The organism is Bacillus sp. LM 4-2, assembly GCF_000978495.1.
Taxonomy (GTDB): Bacteria; Bacillota; Bacilli; order Bacillales; family Bacillaceae; genus Bacillus; species Bacillus subtilis.
The window spans coordinates 3,998,376-4,013,474 of sequence record NZ_CP011101.1; the positions used below are offsets into that span (position 1 = coordinate 3,998,376).

Below are 15,099 nucleotides of genomic sequence, written 5' to 3' on the forward strand. Positions count from 1 at the left end.
ATTTCCACTATAAAAAGGCGTAATCTAAATTATGATTACGCCTTTTACCTATAGTTCTTAGTTCAGTTTATCTGCAACATCCTTAACAAACATCTCTGTCGCAAGTTTAGACTCTTTATCATTAGAAGTTATTCCCCAAAATTTAGTTGCATTATAAACGTACAGATAGTCTACAGCGCCACCTGCTGCTAGTACCAAAACAAAAATAGCAGCACCCAGAGTTTCAACACATTTACCTGAGACTAAATCCGCATGTTCAGAACTGCCCATGTTAACCTTCTCAGCAGCTTCTTTTAAAAGATCTCCACCCTTGCTGAATTCCTCATCAATTAATTTAAGATCCTTTTCATAAACCGATTTTTTCAAATCGTTAAAATATTGAGGATCGATTTTTTTCATTTCACTTATTAACAATTGAGTAAGTTCTTTAGATTTATCTGAATTTCTAACATTATAATCGTTGGTGTTCCAAATTTCAGGAAATTTTTTCGAGATTTCACCTTGACCAAAAACAATTCCAGCAAAAATTTCTTCACCTGAGTATTTATGTAGATTCTTTGCTTGAGTAATAGGTGTTGCACCAGAAAATATAGATACAACCAACACAATGAGCATTAAATAGACCAATTTAAGTTTTAAATCTTGAGCAGCTAAACGCATATCCATTTCTCCTCCCGATTTTTATTCCTATGGCTACGACTAGTGACAACAAAAACAATATCTATAATGACTTTCCTGCATCACCCCTTTTCATAAATAAATGGCTAATGTAAAACCGTTTTCCTAATGAAAAATGAAATTGTTTTTCTAAGGGCCTTAAATAGAGAATTAAAATACCTAGCATAATCATTGAAAAACTTATAAGACCAAACATTACTGCAAAAATTTCATGCATAAGTATTGCAATAATAAACATATATTTTCGATATGATTTAGGTGAAAATAAAAATGCAAATAATAACAATTGAATAATTAAAGTTCCCCAAGTTGGAATTACAACTAAAGGTGATGACAAAAAGTCATTAAATAAGGTATGTAATAAAGGCGGAAAACCTAACATTGGATCTTGAGCATAATAATAAACAGCCGTTCCATTTAACCAATCTTGATCAGCTAATTTTGCCGTAGCTGAATTAAAATATAAAATTGCAATTTGGATTCTAATAAATACAAAAGTTGTAAGTGCTATGACGCGAAAATATAAATCTTTCTTGTTGATTAGATCTGTACCAGTCTTTATACTTTCCCAATGCCATTTTCTTGAATCGGTCAAAGTTATAGGCAGGAGTAGTAACGTAAAAACTGCACTCACTTGCTCTCCCCCATCAATAGTCATAGCGGATACTTGTAAACTATAAGATATCCACCAATGTATAATTCCAGTCAATCTGGGCCTCCAGCCTGACACAACAACCAGTAATAAGATGACACAAATCCATCGTATTAAATTAAGGTATATATGGTTATTAGGCACTGTACAAAAAATGCTATATGTTCCATTACAATACGGTGTTTCTTGTCCTGCACCCGGTCTAAAGAAAATGCTAGAATCATTTAAAGCAAGTGTTAAAGCTGTAGATAAAGCCATAATACTTCTTGCCAAACCATAGACATTGGTCCAAGGTACGTTATCATTTGCCCACTTATAAATTTTAATGTTTAACGTTTCGAACATTTTACATTCACCCTCATAACCTTAGAAGTTGGAACGACCTTATATTGGCTCCATGCCCATGGAACAAGACTTCCGCTTACGATTCCCAGATCACCACAAAGTGAAGCATTAGGCGTAGGGTTTGCAATGTCCACTTGTACCTTCATCTCATCAAGACAATTCTTTGCATCCTTATCGCATGTTTTCCACTTTAATGAACTTGGTAGTTTAGAAATAAGTAATCCAAGTTCTATGCCCTGTGCTCTGCCATATCTATTAAGTCCAAATACATTTCTTATTTTGTTATTTGGCCATGAAAGCATATCTGTATCTCCACTCATACTGTATGCATAAAGATGATCAGATCTTGGATCCCTACTGTAAAACCCCCATCCCTGTGGAATAAATTGTTTCACCAAAAACTCTGCTCTAACAGTTGTCGAGAGAGGATTTTTCGGTAATGCAACTATGATACTTGAGAAAAGCAAGATCGTTAGACATGCACAAATTGTTAAAAAAAAGAGGCCTATTCTACTTTTATCACTACTAAAATCGTTCAATTCTGAACACTCTCCCGATTACAATTTATCCTATTTATTTCTAAATAAACCCATAAAATACAGAAAAATATTATCATAGGCTATATGAAAAATGAAGAGTTTTTTAATATTTAGTTATTTTTTCCCAGTTAAAAAGAGGTTAGAATAAGACTCTAACCTCTTTAAATAGGAAACATAACCCGGCTATTTATTTAGCTCTTTTTGATATATGAAATAAGATGCGAATACGGATAAGAGTATACTACCTATTGCCGCTATAAAAATAATCGGCTCGGTAAAAGACTCAGGAATAAATGCAGTTAAAACAATAATGATTCCGGCTAGAACAAATATTCTTGAACTCAATCTATGTGTAAGCCTCCATACATTTTCACTGCTTAATGTCCAAGGAGTTCTAATTCCCAAGAAAAAATTCGGTCTAACCTGCTGAATAAAATTACCAAAAACCATGAATATAGCTCCAAGAATAAATGAACCTAAATATGGAATAGGAAGTTTAATACCCAGCCCCGTCAATATTGTAATCAAATTAATGAGAAATAAGACGAGAAACATGGTATTAAAAATAGATAAGTATGCACGAGTAAAGGTCGGATAGTTTCGTCGGGGATCAATTTTAGGAATAAGCACCATAAGAATATATTGTACTATCATTATACCTACCAACGTTGCTATGGCCGTAGGTTTCTTTGAAAAGTCATCTGCTTCACCACTTATACCCCAGTGTGTTGCCAATTCATTAGGTAAGTGTGAATATGTTATAACCCAAGCTAAAATTGTTAAGGCTATCATAATTAGTGCAAAGAAATATTTTTTCATCATTCTCCACCTTCCTTCTTGTCATGGTCTGTATCTGTAAGGGAAAAAAACCAGCCAATAAGATCTTGAAGTACAGTCGTATTTAAAGAATAAATAATAAATTGTCCCTTTTTTTGGTCTCGTACTAAATCAGTGTTCTTTAAAATATTTAAGTGATGAGAAATACTAGGTTTTGACATATCAAATTGGTCAGCAATTTGCCCGGCTGTTAAATCTTGTTGTTTTAACAAATCCAAAATCCTTCTCCTTGTAGGATCGGCCAGAGCTTTAAAAGCCTTATTCAAATAATTCTCCCCCCTTTGGTAAACATTAGGATTTAGATATTTACCTAAATAATAAAACATTTTATTTTTCCAGTCAATATACAACACCAGTATTTCCTTCCTTTACGATAAAACGATATTAGGATTAACTGTAATACAAATCCTAAGTGCAAAATTCTTTTGCATATCCTCTCCATTTTTTTATAAAATAGAAGCAATATTAAGAAAACTGAGGGAGGTTCATACAGTGGTCAAAGACAGCGAATTCCTCACATTGGTTTTTCAGAGCATTTTAGATGAAATCGATGTTGGCCTGCACGTGGTAGACGAGCATGGAAACACAATCGTTTATAACAATAAAATGATGCAGATTGAAGATATGGAGAAGCATGACGTCTTGAATAAAAACCTGATGGATGTGTTTATGTTTTCAAAGCAGCAGGACAGCACACTGGTACAGGCTCTTCAGGAAGGCAAGACGATTAAAAACGTCAAACAGAGCTATTTCAATAATAAAGGCCAGGAAATTACGACGATCAATCATACATATCCCATCGTCCAAGACGGCAAAATCAGGGGCGCTGTTGAAATTGCCAAGGATGTGACAAAGCTTGAACGGCTGATCAGGGAGAATATGAACAAAAAAGGCAGCACAACCTATACGTTTGACAGTATTCTCGGCACCAGTCCGGCCATTCAAGACGTCATCGAAAACGCCAAGCGGGCAACCCGTACGTCATCATCTGTCCTTCTCGCAGGCGAAACCGGCACGGGAAAAGAACTGTTCGCGCAAAGTATCCATAATGGAAGCGATCGTTCTGGCGGCCCGTTTATTTCGCAAAACTGTGCGGCACTGCCAGACAGCCTTGTCGAAAGCATTTTGTTTGGGACGAAAAAAGGCGCGTTTACCGGCGCTGTCGACCAGCCCGGCCTGTTTGAACAAGCCCATGGCGGCACACTGCTGTTAGATGAAATCAACTCGCTAAATCTCAGCCTTCAGGCGAAGCTGCTGCGCGCCCTTCAAGAACGGAAAATCAGGCGCATCGGTTCAACAAAGGATACACCGATTGACGTACGTATTATTGCCACGATGAATGAAGACCCAATTGATGCAATTGCAGGCGAACGAATGCGGAAGGACTTGTATTATAGGCTGAGTGTCGTCACACTGATCATCCCGCCGCTTCGGGAACGAAAAGAAGACATCTTGCTTCTCGCGTCGGAGTTCATCCAGAAAAACAACCATCTGTTCCAAATGAATGTTGAACACATCAGCGATGACGTGAAGCAATTTTTCCTTTCTTATGACTGGCCGGGAAATATTCGCGAGCTTGAGCATATGATCGAAGGCGCAATGAATTTCATGACGGACGAGCAAACGATTACGGCTTCCCATCTGCCCTATCAATACCGCATGAAAATCAAGCCGGCTGACATCCCAGAGCCGGAAACACCAAGACACCAGCCAGCCGCGGACTTAAAAGAAAAAATGGAAAGCTTCGAAAAATATGTGATAGAGAACGTGTTAAGAAAACACGGCCATAACATCTCGAAAGCTGCTCAGGAGCTTGGCATCAGCAGACAAAGCCTCCAATATCGGCTGAAGAAATTTTCTCACTCGTCTAACGAATAATCCGGAGCAGGAAGCCTGATCAGAAAAACAGTGCCTCTGCCGATTTCACTTTTCACGTCAATCGTCCCATTGTGACTGTCGATAATCGATTTCGTTATGGCAAGGCCTAATCCCGAACCTCCATATTTTCGGGAGCGGGATGGGTCTGCCCTGTAAAACCGGTCAAATAAATGCGGCAAATGTTCCGGCGCGATGCCTGTGCCATTGTCTGCTATCATCAGCATCACGCCGGAACTGCCTTTTTGCAGAGAAATGGTGATGGCACCGGTTCTCTCATTTGTATACTGCACCGCGTTATAAACCAAATTCAGAATGACCTGTTTCATCTTATCCCGGTCAAACACCGCTTTAGCGTCATCCTCAAGCAGCAGCTGCAGCCTTCTTTCTTTCGCAAGCAGACTGAGCTGCGGCTCCATCTCCCTTATGAGCGCATCGAGATTTCCTCTCTTCATTTCAAAGCTCGGCACCCGATCAATTTTTGCTAAAAACAACAGATCCTCAATCAGCCGAGTGGCTCTCTTCGACTCTTCATACATACTATTCAGCGCCCTATCTCTCTGCTCCGGCTGAAGCGCGGCGCCACGCAGCAGCACTTCGATAAAGCCGTGTATGGACGTTAAAGGCGTTCTCAATTCATGTGAAGCGTCTGATACAAATTGCCGGATGCGCTCCTTCGCTTCTTTTTCTGCTTTAAATGACGTTTCAATCCGCTCCAGCATGCGATTAAACGAAATAGCGAGCGTGTCGATTTCCATTTGTTTTCGATATACAGGAAGCCTTTTATTCAAATTTCCTGCATTGATTTCTCCCATCATATGTACCATTTGTGATAACGGTTTAAGCGTATGTCTGACCACAGGCAAGAACGTGAAAAGCCCGAGCAGGAGCGCAACCAGCGAGAGCGTGGAATAAATGCTGATTTGCCGGAGCAGTACGTCCTTCAGTGGTTCTGTTAAAGTACTCATTTGGATCACGCCTGCTTCTTTTCCATCAATAGTAATAGCCTGAAACACAATCAGCACTTCCTCGCCGGATTCATTTTTCGTGATTTTGTAATGCAAGGCCATCGTATCTTTTAATGCCTCATCATATACACTTTTTTTCACTGTTGGCGGTGCTCCCGCATATGGATCGGTCGACAATACCGTACTGTCTTTTGTTTTCTTATCGATAAAAACAATGGTCACGCCCGGATAGATAAAGGCGGGACGGACAGCACCATCTGACTTTTCCGAGCTGTCGGGATGGCTTTTGTATGTTTTAATATTATTCCAGATGGTTGGCTCCGTTGAGTTGATATAACTTTGAATGCTGACAGCTCGGTTTTCATATAAGAGGCGTTTTCCAAACACATATTGCATAGCGCCGACAAACACCAATAGAAGAACGAGAATGCATAATGAACGGAATAAAAGCTGAAAGCGCAGTGTTTTGAATCGTTTTTTCATTCAATATCCACCCGATAGCCCGCACCCCGAACCGTTCGGATCACTTCATGCTTTTTGTCATTCAATTTTTCCCGCAAGGAACGAATGTACACTTCAACAATATTCTCTTCTCCATAAAAATCATACCCCCATACTTTATCCAGAATCCTTGCTTTACTGAGCACAAGGCCGTGATTCAGCACCAAAAACTTTAAAAGCTCGTATTCTGTTGCTGAAAGCTTGAGCACCTCTTCCTGATAGCGGATTTCTCTGCGCCGATCATCAATTCGAAACGGACCGAGCGCGAATTCTTCAAACAGGTTGGGAAAGTGATCCCGAATTCTCGCATAGATTCGCGCCAGCAGCTCTTCAAAGCTGAAGGGTTTGATCATATAATCATCAGCGCCCTCTGTCAGCGCTTTTACCCGAACCCCCACCTCATCCTTGGCCGTAAGCATAATAACCGCGGTATGGCCGGTTTTTTTTATCATTTTTGATACTTCCAGTCCATCCATTCCGGGCATCATCACATCCAAGATGGCCACATGCGGCTGAAATGTCTTTACGGTGTTCATCGCTGTCATTCCATCAGCTGCTGTCTTCACTTCAAAGCCTTCATTTTCAAGACCCATTGTCAAAAAATCTAATATCGCCGGTTCATCGTCCACGAGCAAAATCTTGATGCCTTTCATCCTATTCATGCTGTGCTCTCTCCTTAGTTGGCATAAACCTCTGATTAGTTTTTTCCCTTCCCCTCCTATTATTCGTTTTTAACTGAAAACAAACTGAATCTTCCCTAAAAATCAGCTGAATTCAGCAAGTTTTCAGCCAGCCCTCATTTGATTTTCAGCTTCGGCCTATACAATTGCCTTAGTTGGTACAGCCAACAATGAAATAAAGGAGGAATCTCACATGAATATCACTAAAGTTTTATCAGGAGCTGCACTGGGAACGATTATTTCAATCAGTTCTTTCACTTCTGCTCACGCCGCTGTCATTCAAAAGGATGATACATCAACGAAGGTTGAGACGAAGCAACAGGCTTCCATCACAATAGCAAAGGCAAAACAGGTTGCTTTGAACAAATGCAAAGGTACTGTTCAAACGGCCCAAATGAAGAAAGTGAATGGCACATACGTATATGTTGTGAAAGTTCTCGGTGAGGACGGCAAACAGCATACGATGAACGTCAACTGCAACAGCGGCAAAGTTGTGAAACATGATGTTCAAAAGAAACAAAGCTATATCAGCAAAACAAAAGCCCAATCGATCGCTTTGAAAAACTGCAAAGGTGCGGTTCAATCTTCTGAGCTGAAGCAAGAAAACGGTGTTTACGCTTACGTCGTGAAAGTAATGGGTGAAGACGGAAGCCTTCACACGCTCCATATCAATGGAGAAAACGGCAAAGTCGCAAAACACGAGCAAAAGAAACAAGCACATCTTTCTAAAACAAAAGCGCATCAAATCGCACTCAACAAATGCAAAGGCGCAGTTCAATCTTCTGAACTGAAGAAAGAAAACGGCGCATACATCTACGTTGTCAAAGTGCTTGGCGAAGATGGAAAAACTCATAAAATTCATGTCAACTGTGACAGCGGTAAAATCGTAAAACAAGAAGTGCAAAAGAAAAACGCAGCCGTTACAAAAACAAAAGCACATCAAATTGCACTAAATAAATGTAAAGGCACAGTGAAATCTACTGATTTGAAGAAAGAAAACGGCACATTCGTTTACGTGTTTAAAATCACTGCCCAAAACCACACTGAACATACAGTGAAAGTGAACGCTGAAAACGGAAGCATTTGCAAATAAAATAACTGCTTGCCAGCAGTAAAATAACTGAAATTCAACGTATAACACCAGTCTTGTTTTAACACAAAGTTCTAAGTTCATGTCTACCTTTTTCTAAATACTCTTTTAAACTGAACGTGTGTGACCCGCGTTCAGTTCTTTTTCTAAGGAGGACCTACAAATGAATATGAAAATATGTTCTGCAGCTGCTTTAGGCGCGGTCATTTCAATCAGTTCTTTATCATCCGCACACGCGGCTGTTCTGCATAAAGAAGACACTGCTAAAGTTCAAACCCAGCAGCAGGCTTCTATTACGCTCTCTAAAGCAAAAACTGTCGCTATAAAGAACTGCAAAGGCGCAGTTCAATCAGCACAAATGAAGAAAGCAGATGGCGTTTATGTCTATGTCATTAAAGTGCTTGGTGAGGATGGCAAAATTCACACCTTTAACATTAACTGCAGCAGCGGAAAAATCGTCAAGCATCACGTTGAAAATAAACAAGCCGCGATCACAAAAGCAAAAGCACAAAGCATTGCGTTGAACAAATGCAAAGGCACCGTCACATCTTCTGCATTGAAGAAAGAAAATGGCACCTATGTGTACATCATCACCATCACAGCCAGCAACCACACGGTACAAACCATTAAAGTCCATGCAGAGAACGGAAGTATTTACAGCTAACTGCTATTTGCTGTTTCACGTGTAACATCCATCTTGTATTTTTCTTCATATTCGATATATCCTTTTCAACTGAACGGGCGTGACCCCCGTTCAGTTTTTTTGCATATCAAAACAGCCTGGCAAACGATGCCAGACTGTTTTGATTAACTTCCTAATTGGTCTGCGGACGACAGCTTGATGTCAACAGATTTTTCTTTTCCGCCGCGGTAAAACTTCACCTTCACCCGGTCACCGACTTTTTTCTGATAAAGCCGTTTTCGCAGGTCAACAATATCATTTACTTTGTAACCGTCAAATTCCGTGATGACATCGAGTTCCTTCAGTCCCGCTTTTCCGGCAGGTGAAAAGGCGTCTACACCCATCACAACCGCTCCATTGGTGACGTTCTTAGGAAGCTTTAATGTTTCATCCCAATGATAGCTTGCGATGTCGCTTAGGGATTTCATCTCAATGCCAAGGAACGGGCGTTTGACCTTTCCGTATCTCTCTAAATCCTCTATCACAGGGATCACGAGCTTAGACGGAATGGACAGGCCAATCCCTTCAACCGCTGACTCGGCAATTTTCATTGAATTGATGCCAATGACCTTCCCATCCATATTTAACAAAGCGCCGCCGCTGTTCCCAGGGTTAATGGCCGCATCTGTTTGCAGGACTTCTGCGTTCCAGTCAGGCTGTCCATCACCGTTTGAATCTACTGGGATCGCCCTCTCCGTACCCGAGATGACGCCTTGTGTGACAGAGCCAGCAAACTCAAGGCCTAACGGGTTCCCGATCGCAATAACCGGCTCCCCAGACTTCACTTTATCTGAATTTCCGAAATCGGCGACTGCTTTAATTTTATCGCTTTTCACCCGTAAAACGGCAAGATCCATCAGCTGGTCGCTGCCGACAAGATCAGCTGATACACGCGATCCGTCTTTCAAGCTGATTTCAATTTGGGAAGCGCCTTCGATGACATGATGGTTGGTCACGACATAAGCGGAATGGTCATTTTTCTTATAGATGACGCCAGAGCCGCTCCCAGCCTCGCCGCTCTCTCCCCGTATATCTGATTTTTGGATGTTCACAACACCGACAACGGCGGGCGACACATTGCTGACAATCTTGGTGACCGTATTGTTGACACTGACATTCACCGTCCTGATTGATTCCCGGCCGTTATTGTTCCGCTGCTGATCTAAAGCGCCCGTATCCAGCCCTTCATTTGAAAGGTACGGCATGATAAACGCCATTAATACGGCACCGACAATCACACCAATCAGGCTTGAAAGAAAATATCCTTTTTTGCTTCTCTTTGGCTGTTCAGGAGTAGTATGTTCTTCCTCACGTTCGTAATCCACCATATTCCATCCTTTCCAAGAACGTTAATATGGTTATATTGTGGGTTAGAAGCTCCTAGAATAGTCATGATTTACATAGAAAAATTATACAGCGCAAAGCGGAGTGGCCTTCTTCGGATCAGTGTCGTATAAGTCAAATGTCTCACCCGTCATAAATCCTTTAGAAGCCAATGTCTGCTGCACAGACATTCTTGCCAGCTCCTTCATGTTGTTGTCCTGGCTCAAATGCGCCAGGTAAATACGAGACGTCTCATCGCCAATGACATCCGTCATCGCCAAGGCAGCATCTTCATTTGACACGTGCCCGACGTCACTTAAAATCCGCCGCTTAATGCTCCATGGGTATCTTCCCATTTGCAGCATACCGACATCGTGATTGCTTTCAAACACAAACACATTCGCTGAACGGATAATGCCTTTCATTCGGTCGCTGACATATCCCGTATCTGTCATTAACGCGAGCTTTCGGCCGTTATAATGAAACACATAAAACATCGGTTCGGCCGCATCGTGGGAGACGCCAAACGATTCAACATCAAGTCCGCCGAACGACTTTACCGTCTCCATCGGAAATACAAACTTTTGATCGGTGTCAATTTTGCCGATTTGATTCTCCATCGCTTTCCAAGTCTTCTCGTTCGCATAGATCGGAAGCTTGTACTTTCTGGCGACGACACCAAGGCCCTTAATATGGTCACTATGCTCATGCGTCACAAAAATGCCGTCTACATCATCCAGCTTACGCCCGATCTGCGCCATCAGCCCATCCATGGCTTTCCCGCTCAAACCGGCGTCCACTAAAAATGCGTGATCCTCTGTTTCGAGGTAAAACGCATTTCCCGTACTCCCGCTCGCAAGTACGCTAAATTGCAAGCTCATGTTTGTCTCACTCCATTATTTTCATTGATCTGTATCTAAAATCGTACTCTCCAAAGCATTCACAGTAAAATACTCTTGTACTGTCTTTTTCTCACCGTTCACTTTTTTCTCGTACTCGACCGTAATTCTCCATACCGGCGCCAGCACCTGCGTACTTGTCAGCGGATATTGTGCTACATAGCCGAATTTACAGCTCTTCACAGTGCTGTATTCTTTTAATTGATTTTGATAGTACAATAGCTCAACCGCATCCATTTCAGTAATTAAGCTTTCTTTCTGGATTTGCTTGAAGGTCTCAAGCGTAGTCTGGTCGTATGACACAACCTCGTTTTTACCGTTTAAGTGCAGCACCACTTGCCCGATCATATTAGAGGGATTGTCGGTCTTTTGGTAAATATAATGACCTTCGTACGTTTGGAAGAAAATAATTTCTTTCTTCGATTTATCAACCTTCCAAAGCTTATATTTTTCGCCATCTTGAATTTTCGAAGAAACAAGTGCCTGAGCATCGTCCTCGATATCCTTCTTTGATAGGGCGATTGGATTTGCAAACTTCATTTTCAGGCTCGTTACTTTATGATCATCACTAGGCATGTCCATTAAAGGCTTTTGATCCTTCAGCGCCTCAATTTCCTCCTTGGAGAAAGACTTTTGATTTGCCGTGATCCGATAACCTTCTGTCGCTTCCTTATTCAAACCTTCATACGTGATATGATCGGCCTTCATGTCATGCTCGACATCATTTTTAATGACTTCATATTCTTTGCCGGTAGCCTGCCATTTTTGAAAAAACTGATAGCCTAAGAAAATATCTAAAATGAGGAAGGCAACGATGAAGATTGATTTTGTCTTATTCCACTCCACTGTTAGCCCCCTCCTTCCTCAATAAATCCTTTGTAATCGGCACAATTTTTCCATTTACTTTCATCGCCCAAACCGGTTCCAGTTCAACGAGAGGATCATCGTTGGTTGATGTTGATACCAATTGATAAGCAAGGAAGATCTGATCAATTTTGTCCGTATCATAAGCGGTTTGTTTCGAAAGCAGCATCCTCACTTCGCTGCCGCTCATGAGCTCTGTTTCACTTGTTTTAATCGGATTCGTTCCGAGACTGTAATTCGGCCGCTTATAGCTGAGAATATCATCATTCGCCCATTGCACCGTAATCGCCGATGTCGCTCCGAAAGGTTTGGCGGTGCTGTTAATGACCGGGATCTGATCCATAAAGATATAGAAACTCAGCTGCTGGCTGTCATTGATACTGAAAAATTGATAGTGATCCGTCCAGCTTCCGGTATCCTCAAGGTATTTTTGGCTCTTTTTGATTAACTCACCTGTTTGATAGGATGTGCTCTGCACCAAATTGCGCTGCTGGAATTGCACCTGTCGCTGGCTTAGATTCACATCTAAACGGCTGATCCCATCTGTCAGCACATTTCTGTTGTTGTAATTCGAATCTTCCCTTACGATGCTCGGATCGCTAAACAAAGCCTGCTTAAAGGTATTTGTTTTAATCGATTCAGTGACAAATTCTTTTTTGTCCATCGTAAGCGGTTTGTTTGGCAGCAAAAACTCTTTCTTTGAGCCAATGGAGAACAAACTGAACGCCGGCATATTTGATTGCCTGTTTTTCAAGTCGTTCATAATGTTCCGGTAGTTTGCCGATTCAACCGTCACTTCAAGAATGAGCTGTTTGCTGTAAGACACCAAATAGATCTTCTTGTTCGCTTTTGTTTCATTGAACGGGATCAGAATATGGTCAAACGAACTGTATTCAAACGACTGATTAGACCATTTAAACAGCGTTTGGAAAATATCAATCGGAATCGTATCGCTGAATTGCAAGTCAAGCTTGGCTTCAGAACCGCCTATTCCATAAAACCAGCTCTTGAATCCAGACTTGTCATACTGATCCGAAATATCTTTAATTCCTTTTACATCCCAATGCGGCAAGTCAGACCAGATTTCTTCATAGAGGGCATTGTCATCCACTTTGTAATGAGCGCCGTCATCATGGATAAACATGTCCCTCGGCCTTACCGTTTCAGACAGCTTTTGGGTCGTTTTTTCGATTTTGTGTTTCTCACGCACAGTAGACTCTGTTGAGGATGAGCCTTCAGAAAAGTTTGGCTGGAACGTCCATATCCCCCATGTAAAAACAAGACTGATGACGACGAGTACCGTAAGTAATATCGTTTTTATATTTTCACGCTTCATCCCAATCATCCTCTTGTTCCTCTTTATATGGAAGAGTAAATGTAATCGTCGTGCCTTTTCCTTCTATGCTGTCCGCCCAAATATCTCCGCCGTGCGCCTGTACCATTTCCTTGGCAATCGCCAATCCCAGACCGGTGCCGCCAAGCTTTCTCGTTCTCGCTTTATCCACCCTGTAGAAGCGGTCAAAGACTTTTTCGACATCTTTTTTCGGAATACCAATCCCTTCATCCTTCACGCTGATATAGAGAAGTTCTTCCCCTTCATTGACATCAATCGAGAACGTGACATGTCCGCCTTCCGGTGAATATTTTAAAGCGTTAGAAATAATATTATCGAGCACCTGCGTTATTTTATCCTGGTCAATCTCGACGTACAGATCTCTGTCCGGCAGATTGCGGATAAACTCCACATGCTGCTCTTTTGTCATTTCAAAACGGTCAATAATAAGCGACATAAACCGGACAATCTGAATCCATTCCCGGTTAAATTGATAATCCTTGCTGTCAAATTTCGACAGCTGAAGCAGATCATTGACAAGCCGGATCATACGCTCTGTTTCATTTTGCGTCACCATTAAGAAGCGGGGAGCAATGTCTTTATTTTCCCACGCGCCTTCAGCTAACGCTTCTAAATAGCTGCGCATTGTCGTAAGCGGCGTCCGCAGCTCATGTGATACATTCGCAACGAATTCTCTGCGTTCCTGATCCATTTTCTCTTGTTCGGTTACATCGTAAATGACAGCGATTAAACCATCAATTTTGCCGTGTTCCCTTTGAATCACAGAGAAATTCACGCGAAGCACCGTTAATTCATCATCGCGCTCAATTTCAAGCAGCATAGAATCCTGCTGCTCCACTAAATCTTCAAAAGTATAATTCTCTTGAAGCCCCAGCAAACTCGTAATCGGCATTTCTAAGGCTGTTTCACGTGAAACGTTCAACAGTTCCAGCGCCGGGCTGTTTAAGAGAATAATCGCTCCGTTTCGGTTTGTGGCGATAACGCCGTCTGTCATATAAGCAATGACAGAGGCTAGCTTTCTGCGTTCTCCTTCAGTCATCGCCTGGGCATCTTCAAGCTCTCTCGTTAAGTGGTTAAACGTTGTGGCTAGCTGCCCAATTTCATCATGCCCGTACTTTTTAACCTTCCTCGAGAAATTCCCTTTCGCAAGCTCCATCGCCTGCTTTCGCATATCTGAAAGCGGGTGGGTAATGGTTCTTGCCAGAAAAATACCGAGAAGAGCCGTCAAAACAAGTGCCAAACCTGTGCCGGACGCCAGTATCGTGTTGATCGTCTTCATTTGATTAAAGACATCTTCCATACTCGCGACAACATAGATCGCGCCCACAACCTCTTGGTTTTCAGTCATGACGGGCTTCGCGGAAATAAGAACTCTGATTTTGCTTTTCGGGTCATAATATTTTCTTAAATACGACTGTTTGGTAGAAAAAATTCTTTTAAAAATCAGATCGGTCGTTTGTTTCCCAGCTACTTCCTCACCGTACGGCTTTGAAGAACCGACCACTTCATAGCTTTTATCTACAAAGCTAATTTCCCGAACCTCATCACTTTTCGTGAAGTCATTCAAAATACGGCTGACGTCATCCTTTATGACGGTACTGTCGTTATCGCTCTTATATTCTTGTTCGATATAATAAGAAAGGTTGTCGATTCGCTGATTCAACGATTGTTCATAAGAGCTGATCAGCGACTTCTCTACCTGATTGACAAAATACACACCAATGATTTGCATGGCAATGATAATCAAAAGCACATAAATCAAGGTAATCTTAAATTGGATCGACCGAAAAAAACCAACCTTATTCATATGGG

At 41.6% G+C, this 15,099-nt stretch carries 15 protein-coding genes and 1 pseudogene; 3 read left to right on the forward strand and 13 right to left on the reverse strand.

The window, feature by feature from the left end; genetic code table 11:
• Positions 1-57: 57 nt before the first annotated feature.
• The 5 genes from bslm_RS19860 to bslm_RS19880 all read right to left on the reverse strand — a co-directional run bounded on the left by bslm_RS19860 (position 58) and on the right by bslm_RS19880 (position 3,317).
• Positions 58-666 (reverse strand): sporulation delaying protein family toxin, encoded by a 609-nt coding sequence (locus bslm_RS19860; protein ID WP_014481468.1) that lies wholly within the window; start codon positions 664-666, stop codon positions 58-60.
• Positions 667-721: 55 nt separating this feature from the next.
• The gene (locus tag bslm_RS19865) at positions 722-1,675 is read right to left on the reverse strand and encodes a sporulation-delaying protein SdpB family protein (RefSeq protein ID WP_014481469.1); all 954 of its coding nucleotides are present in this window, start codon (positions 1,673-1,675) and stop codon (positions 722-724) included.
• Positions 1,660-2,214, reverse strand: a complete 555-nt coding sequence (locus bslm_RS19870) for an SdpA family antimicrobial peptide system protein (RefSeq protein ID WP_015715050.1) — start codon at positions 2,212-2,214, stop codon at positions 1,660-1,662. The genes bslm_RS19865 and bslm_RS19870 overlap by 16 nt, the downstream gene beginning before the upstream one ends.
• Before the next feature lie 183 nt (positions 2,215-2,397).
• On the reverse strand, positions 2,398-3,033 hold the full coding sequence (locus tag bslm_RS19875; protein ID WP_014481470.1) for an SdpI family protein: 636 nt from the start codon (positions 3,031-3,033) through the stop codon (positions 2,398-2,400).
• The gene (locus tag bslm_RS19880; RefSeq protein ID WP_015715052.1) at positions 3,033-3,317 is read right to left on the reverse strand and encodes an autorepressor SdpR family transcription factor; all 285 of its coding nucleotides are present in this window, start codon (positions 3,315-3,317) and stop codon (positions 3,033-3,035) included. The genes bslm_RS19875 and bslm_RS19880 overlap by 1 nt, the downstream gene beginning before the upstream one ends.
• Before the next feature lie 226 nt (positions 3,318-3,543).
• Here bslm_RS19880 and rocR point away from each other — a divergent pair, with 226 nt between their 5' ends.
• Positions 3,544-4,929, forward strand: a complete 1,386-nt coding sequence (gene rocR, locus bslm_RS19885) for an arginine utilization regulatory protein RocR (protein WP_003244510.1) — start codon at positions 3,544-3,546, stop codon at positions 4,927-4,929.
• On the opposite strand, the gene bslm_RS19890 is transcribed toward rocR, so the two are convergent.
• Together bslm_RS19890 and bslm_RS19895 are read right to left on the reverse strand one after the other, a co-directional pair.
• Positions 4,911-6,377 (reverse strand): sensor histidine kinase, encoded by a 1,467-nt coding sequence (locus bslm_RS19890; protein ID WP_046381472.1) that lies wholly within the window; start codon positions 6,375-6,377, stop codon positions 4,911-4,913. The two genes, rocR and bslm_RS19890, sit on opposite strands and share 19 nt — an antisense overlap.
• On the reverse strand, positions 6,374-7,057 hold the full coding sequence (locus bslm_RS19895) for a response regulator transcription factor (RefSeq protein ID WP_038428106.1): 684 nt from the start codon (positions 7,055-7,057) through the stop codon (positions 6,374-6,376). The genes bslm_RS19890 and bslm_RS19895 overlap by 4 nt, the downstream gene beginning before the upstream one ends.
• A 211-nt stretch (positions 7,058-7,268) precedes the next feature.
• Between bslm_RS19895 and bslm_RS19900 the strand changes: the two genes are divergently transcribed.
• Complete coding sequence (locus tag bslm_RS19900; protein WP_046381473.1) at positions 7,269-8,168, forward strand: PepSY domain-containing protein; 900 nt, start codon at positions 7,269-7,271, stop codon at positions 8,166-8,168.
• A 160-nt stretch (positions 8,169-8,328) separates the two neighbouring features.
• Positions 8,329-8,829, forward strand: coding sequence for a PepSY domain-containing protein (locus bslm_RS19905; RefSeq protein ID WP_046381474.1), 501 nt, complete (start codon positions 8,329-8,331; stop codon positions 8,827-8,829).
• Here the strand turns inward: bslm_RS19905 and bslm_RS21500 are convergent.
• The 6 genes and pseudogenes from bslm_RS21500 to walK form a co-directional block, all read right to left on the reverse strand.
• Positions 8,826-8,952, reverse strand: a pseudogene (locus bslm_RS21500) (hypothetical protein). The gene bslm_RS19905 and the pseudogene bslm_RS21500 sit on opposite strands and share 4 nt — an antisense overlap.
• Positions 8,953-8,972: 20 nt before the next feature.
• Positions 8,973-10,175, reverse strand: coding sequence for a serine protease HtrC (gene htrC, locus bslm_RS19910; protein ID WP_046381475.1), 1,203 nt, complete (start codon positions 10,173-10,175; stop codon positions 8,973-8,975).
• 81 nt (positions 10,176-10,256) lie between these two features.
• The gene (locus bslm_RS19915) at positions 10,257-11,051 is read right to left on the reverse strand and encodes an MBL fold metallo-hydrolase (protein ID WP_046381476.1); all 795 of its coding nucleotides are present in this window, start codon (positions 11,049-11,051) and stop codon (positions 10,257-10,259) included.
• Positions 11,052-11,072: 21 nt separating this feature from the next.
• Positions 11,073-11,915 (reverse strand): WalRK two-component regulatory system regulator WalI, encoded by an 843-nt coding sequence (gene walI / locus bslm_RS19920; protein ID WP_003244037.1) that lies wholly within the window; start codon positions 11,913-11,915, stop codon positions 11,073-11,075.
• Positions 11,902-13,269, reverse strand: a complete 1,368-nt coding sequence (gene walH, locus bslm_RS19925; RefSeq protein WP_042976993.1) for a WalRK two-component regulatory system regulator WalH — start codon at positions 13,267-13,269, stop codon at positions 11,902-11,904. The genes walI and walH overlap by 14 nt, the downstream gene beginning before the upstream one ends.
• Complete coding sequence (walK, locus tag bslm_RS19930; RefSeq protein ID WP_024572714.1) at positions 13,259-15,094, reverse strand: cell wall metabolism sensor histidine kinase WalK; 1,836 nt, start codon at positions 15,092-15,094, stop codon at positions 13,259-13,261. Before walK ends, walH begins: the two co-directional genes overlap by 11 nt.
• Between the last annotated feature and the right edge of the window lie 5 nt (positions 15,095-15,099).

What these genes read in the sequence shown, in the direction of transcription:
- bslm_RS19895 (WP_038428106.1), bottom strand. Translation starts at nt 7,057, where the DNA reads ATGAATAGGATGAAAGGCATCAAGATTTTGCTCGTGGACGATGAACCG.
- bslm_RS19915 (WP_046381476.1), bottom strand. Translation starts at nt 11,051, where the DNA reads ATGAGCTTGCAATTTAGCGTACTTGCGAGCGGGAGTACGGGAAATGCG.
- bslm_RS19865 (WP_014481469.1), bottom strand. Translation starts at nt 1,675, where the DNA reads ATGTTCGAAACGTTAAACATTAAAATTTATAAGTGGGCAAATGATAAC.
- bslm_RS19860 (WP_014481468.1), bottom strand. Translation starts at nt 666, where the DNA reads ATGGATATGCGTTTAGCTGCTCAAGATTTAAAACTTAAATTGGTCTAT.
- walH (WP_042976993.1), bottom strand. Translation starts at nt 13,269, where the DNA reads ATGAAGCGTGAAAATATAAAAACGATATTACTTACGGTACTCGTCGTC.
- bslm_RS19900 (WP_046381473.1), top strand. Translation starts at nt 7,269, where the DNA reads ATGAATATCACTAAAGTTTTATCAGGAGCTGCACTGGGAACGATTATT.
- htrC (WP_046381475.1), bottom strand. Translation starts at nt 10,175, where the DNA reads ATGGTGGATTACGAACGTGAGGAAGAACATACTACTCCTGAACAGCCA.
- walK (WP_024572714.1), bottom strand. Translation starts at nt 15,094, where the DNA reads ATGAATAAGGTTGGTTTTTTTCGGTCGATCCAATTTAAGATTACCTTG.
- bslm_RS19905 (WP_046381474.1), top strand. Translation starts at nt 8,329, where the DNA reads ATGAATATGAAAATATGTTCTGCAGCTGCTTTAGGCGCGGTCATTTCA.
- bslm_RS19875 (WP_014481470.1), bottom strand. Translation starts at nt 3,033, where the DNA reads ATGAAAAAATATTTCTTTGCACTAATTATGATAGCCTTAACAATTTTA.
- bslm_RS19890 (WP_046381472.1), bottom strand. Translation starts at nt 6,377, where the DNA reads ATGAAAAAACGATTCAAAACACTGCGCTTTCAGCTTTTATTCCGTTCA.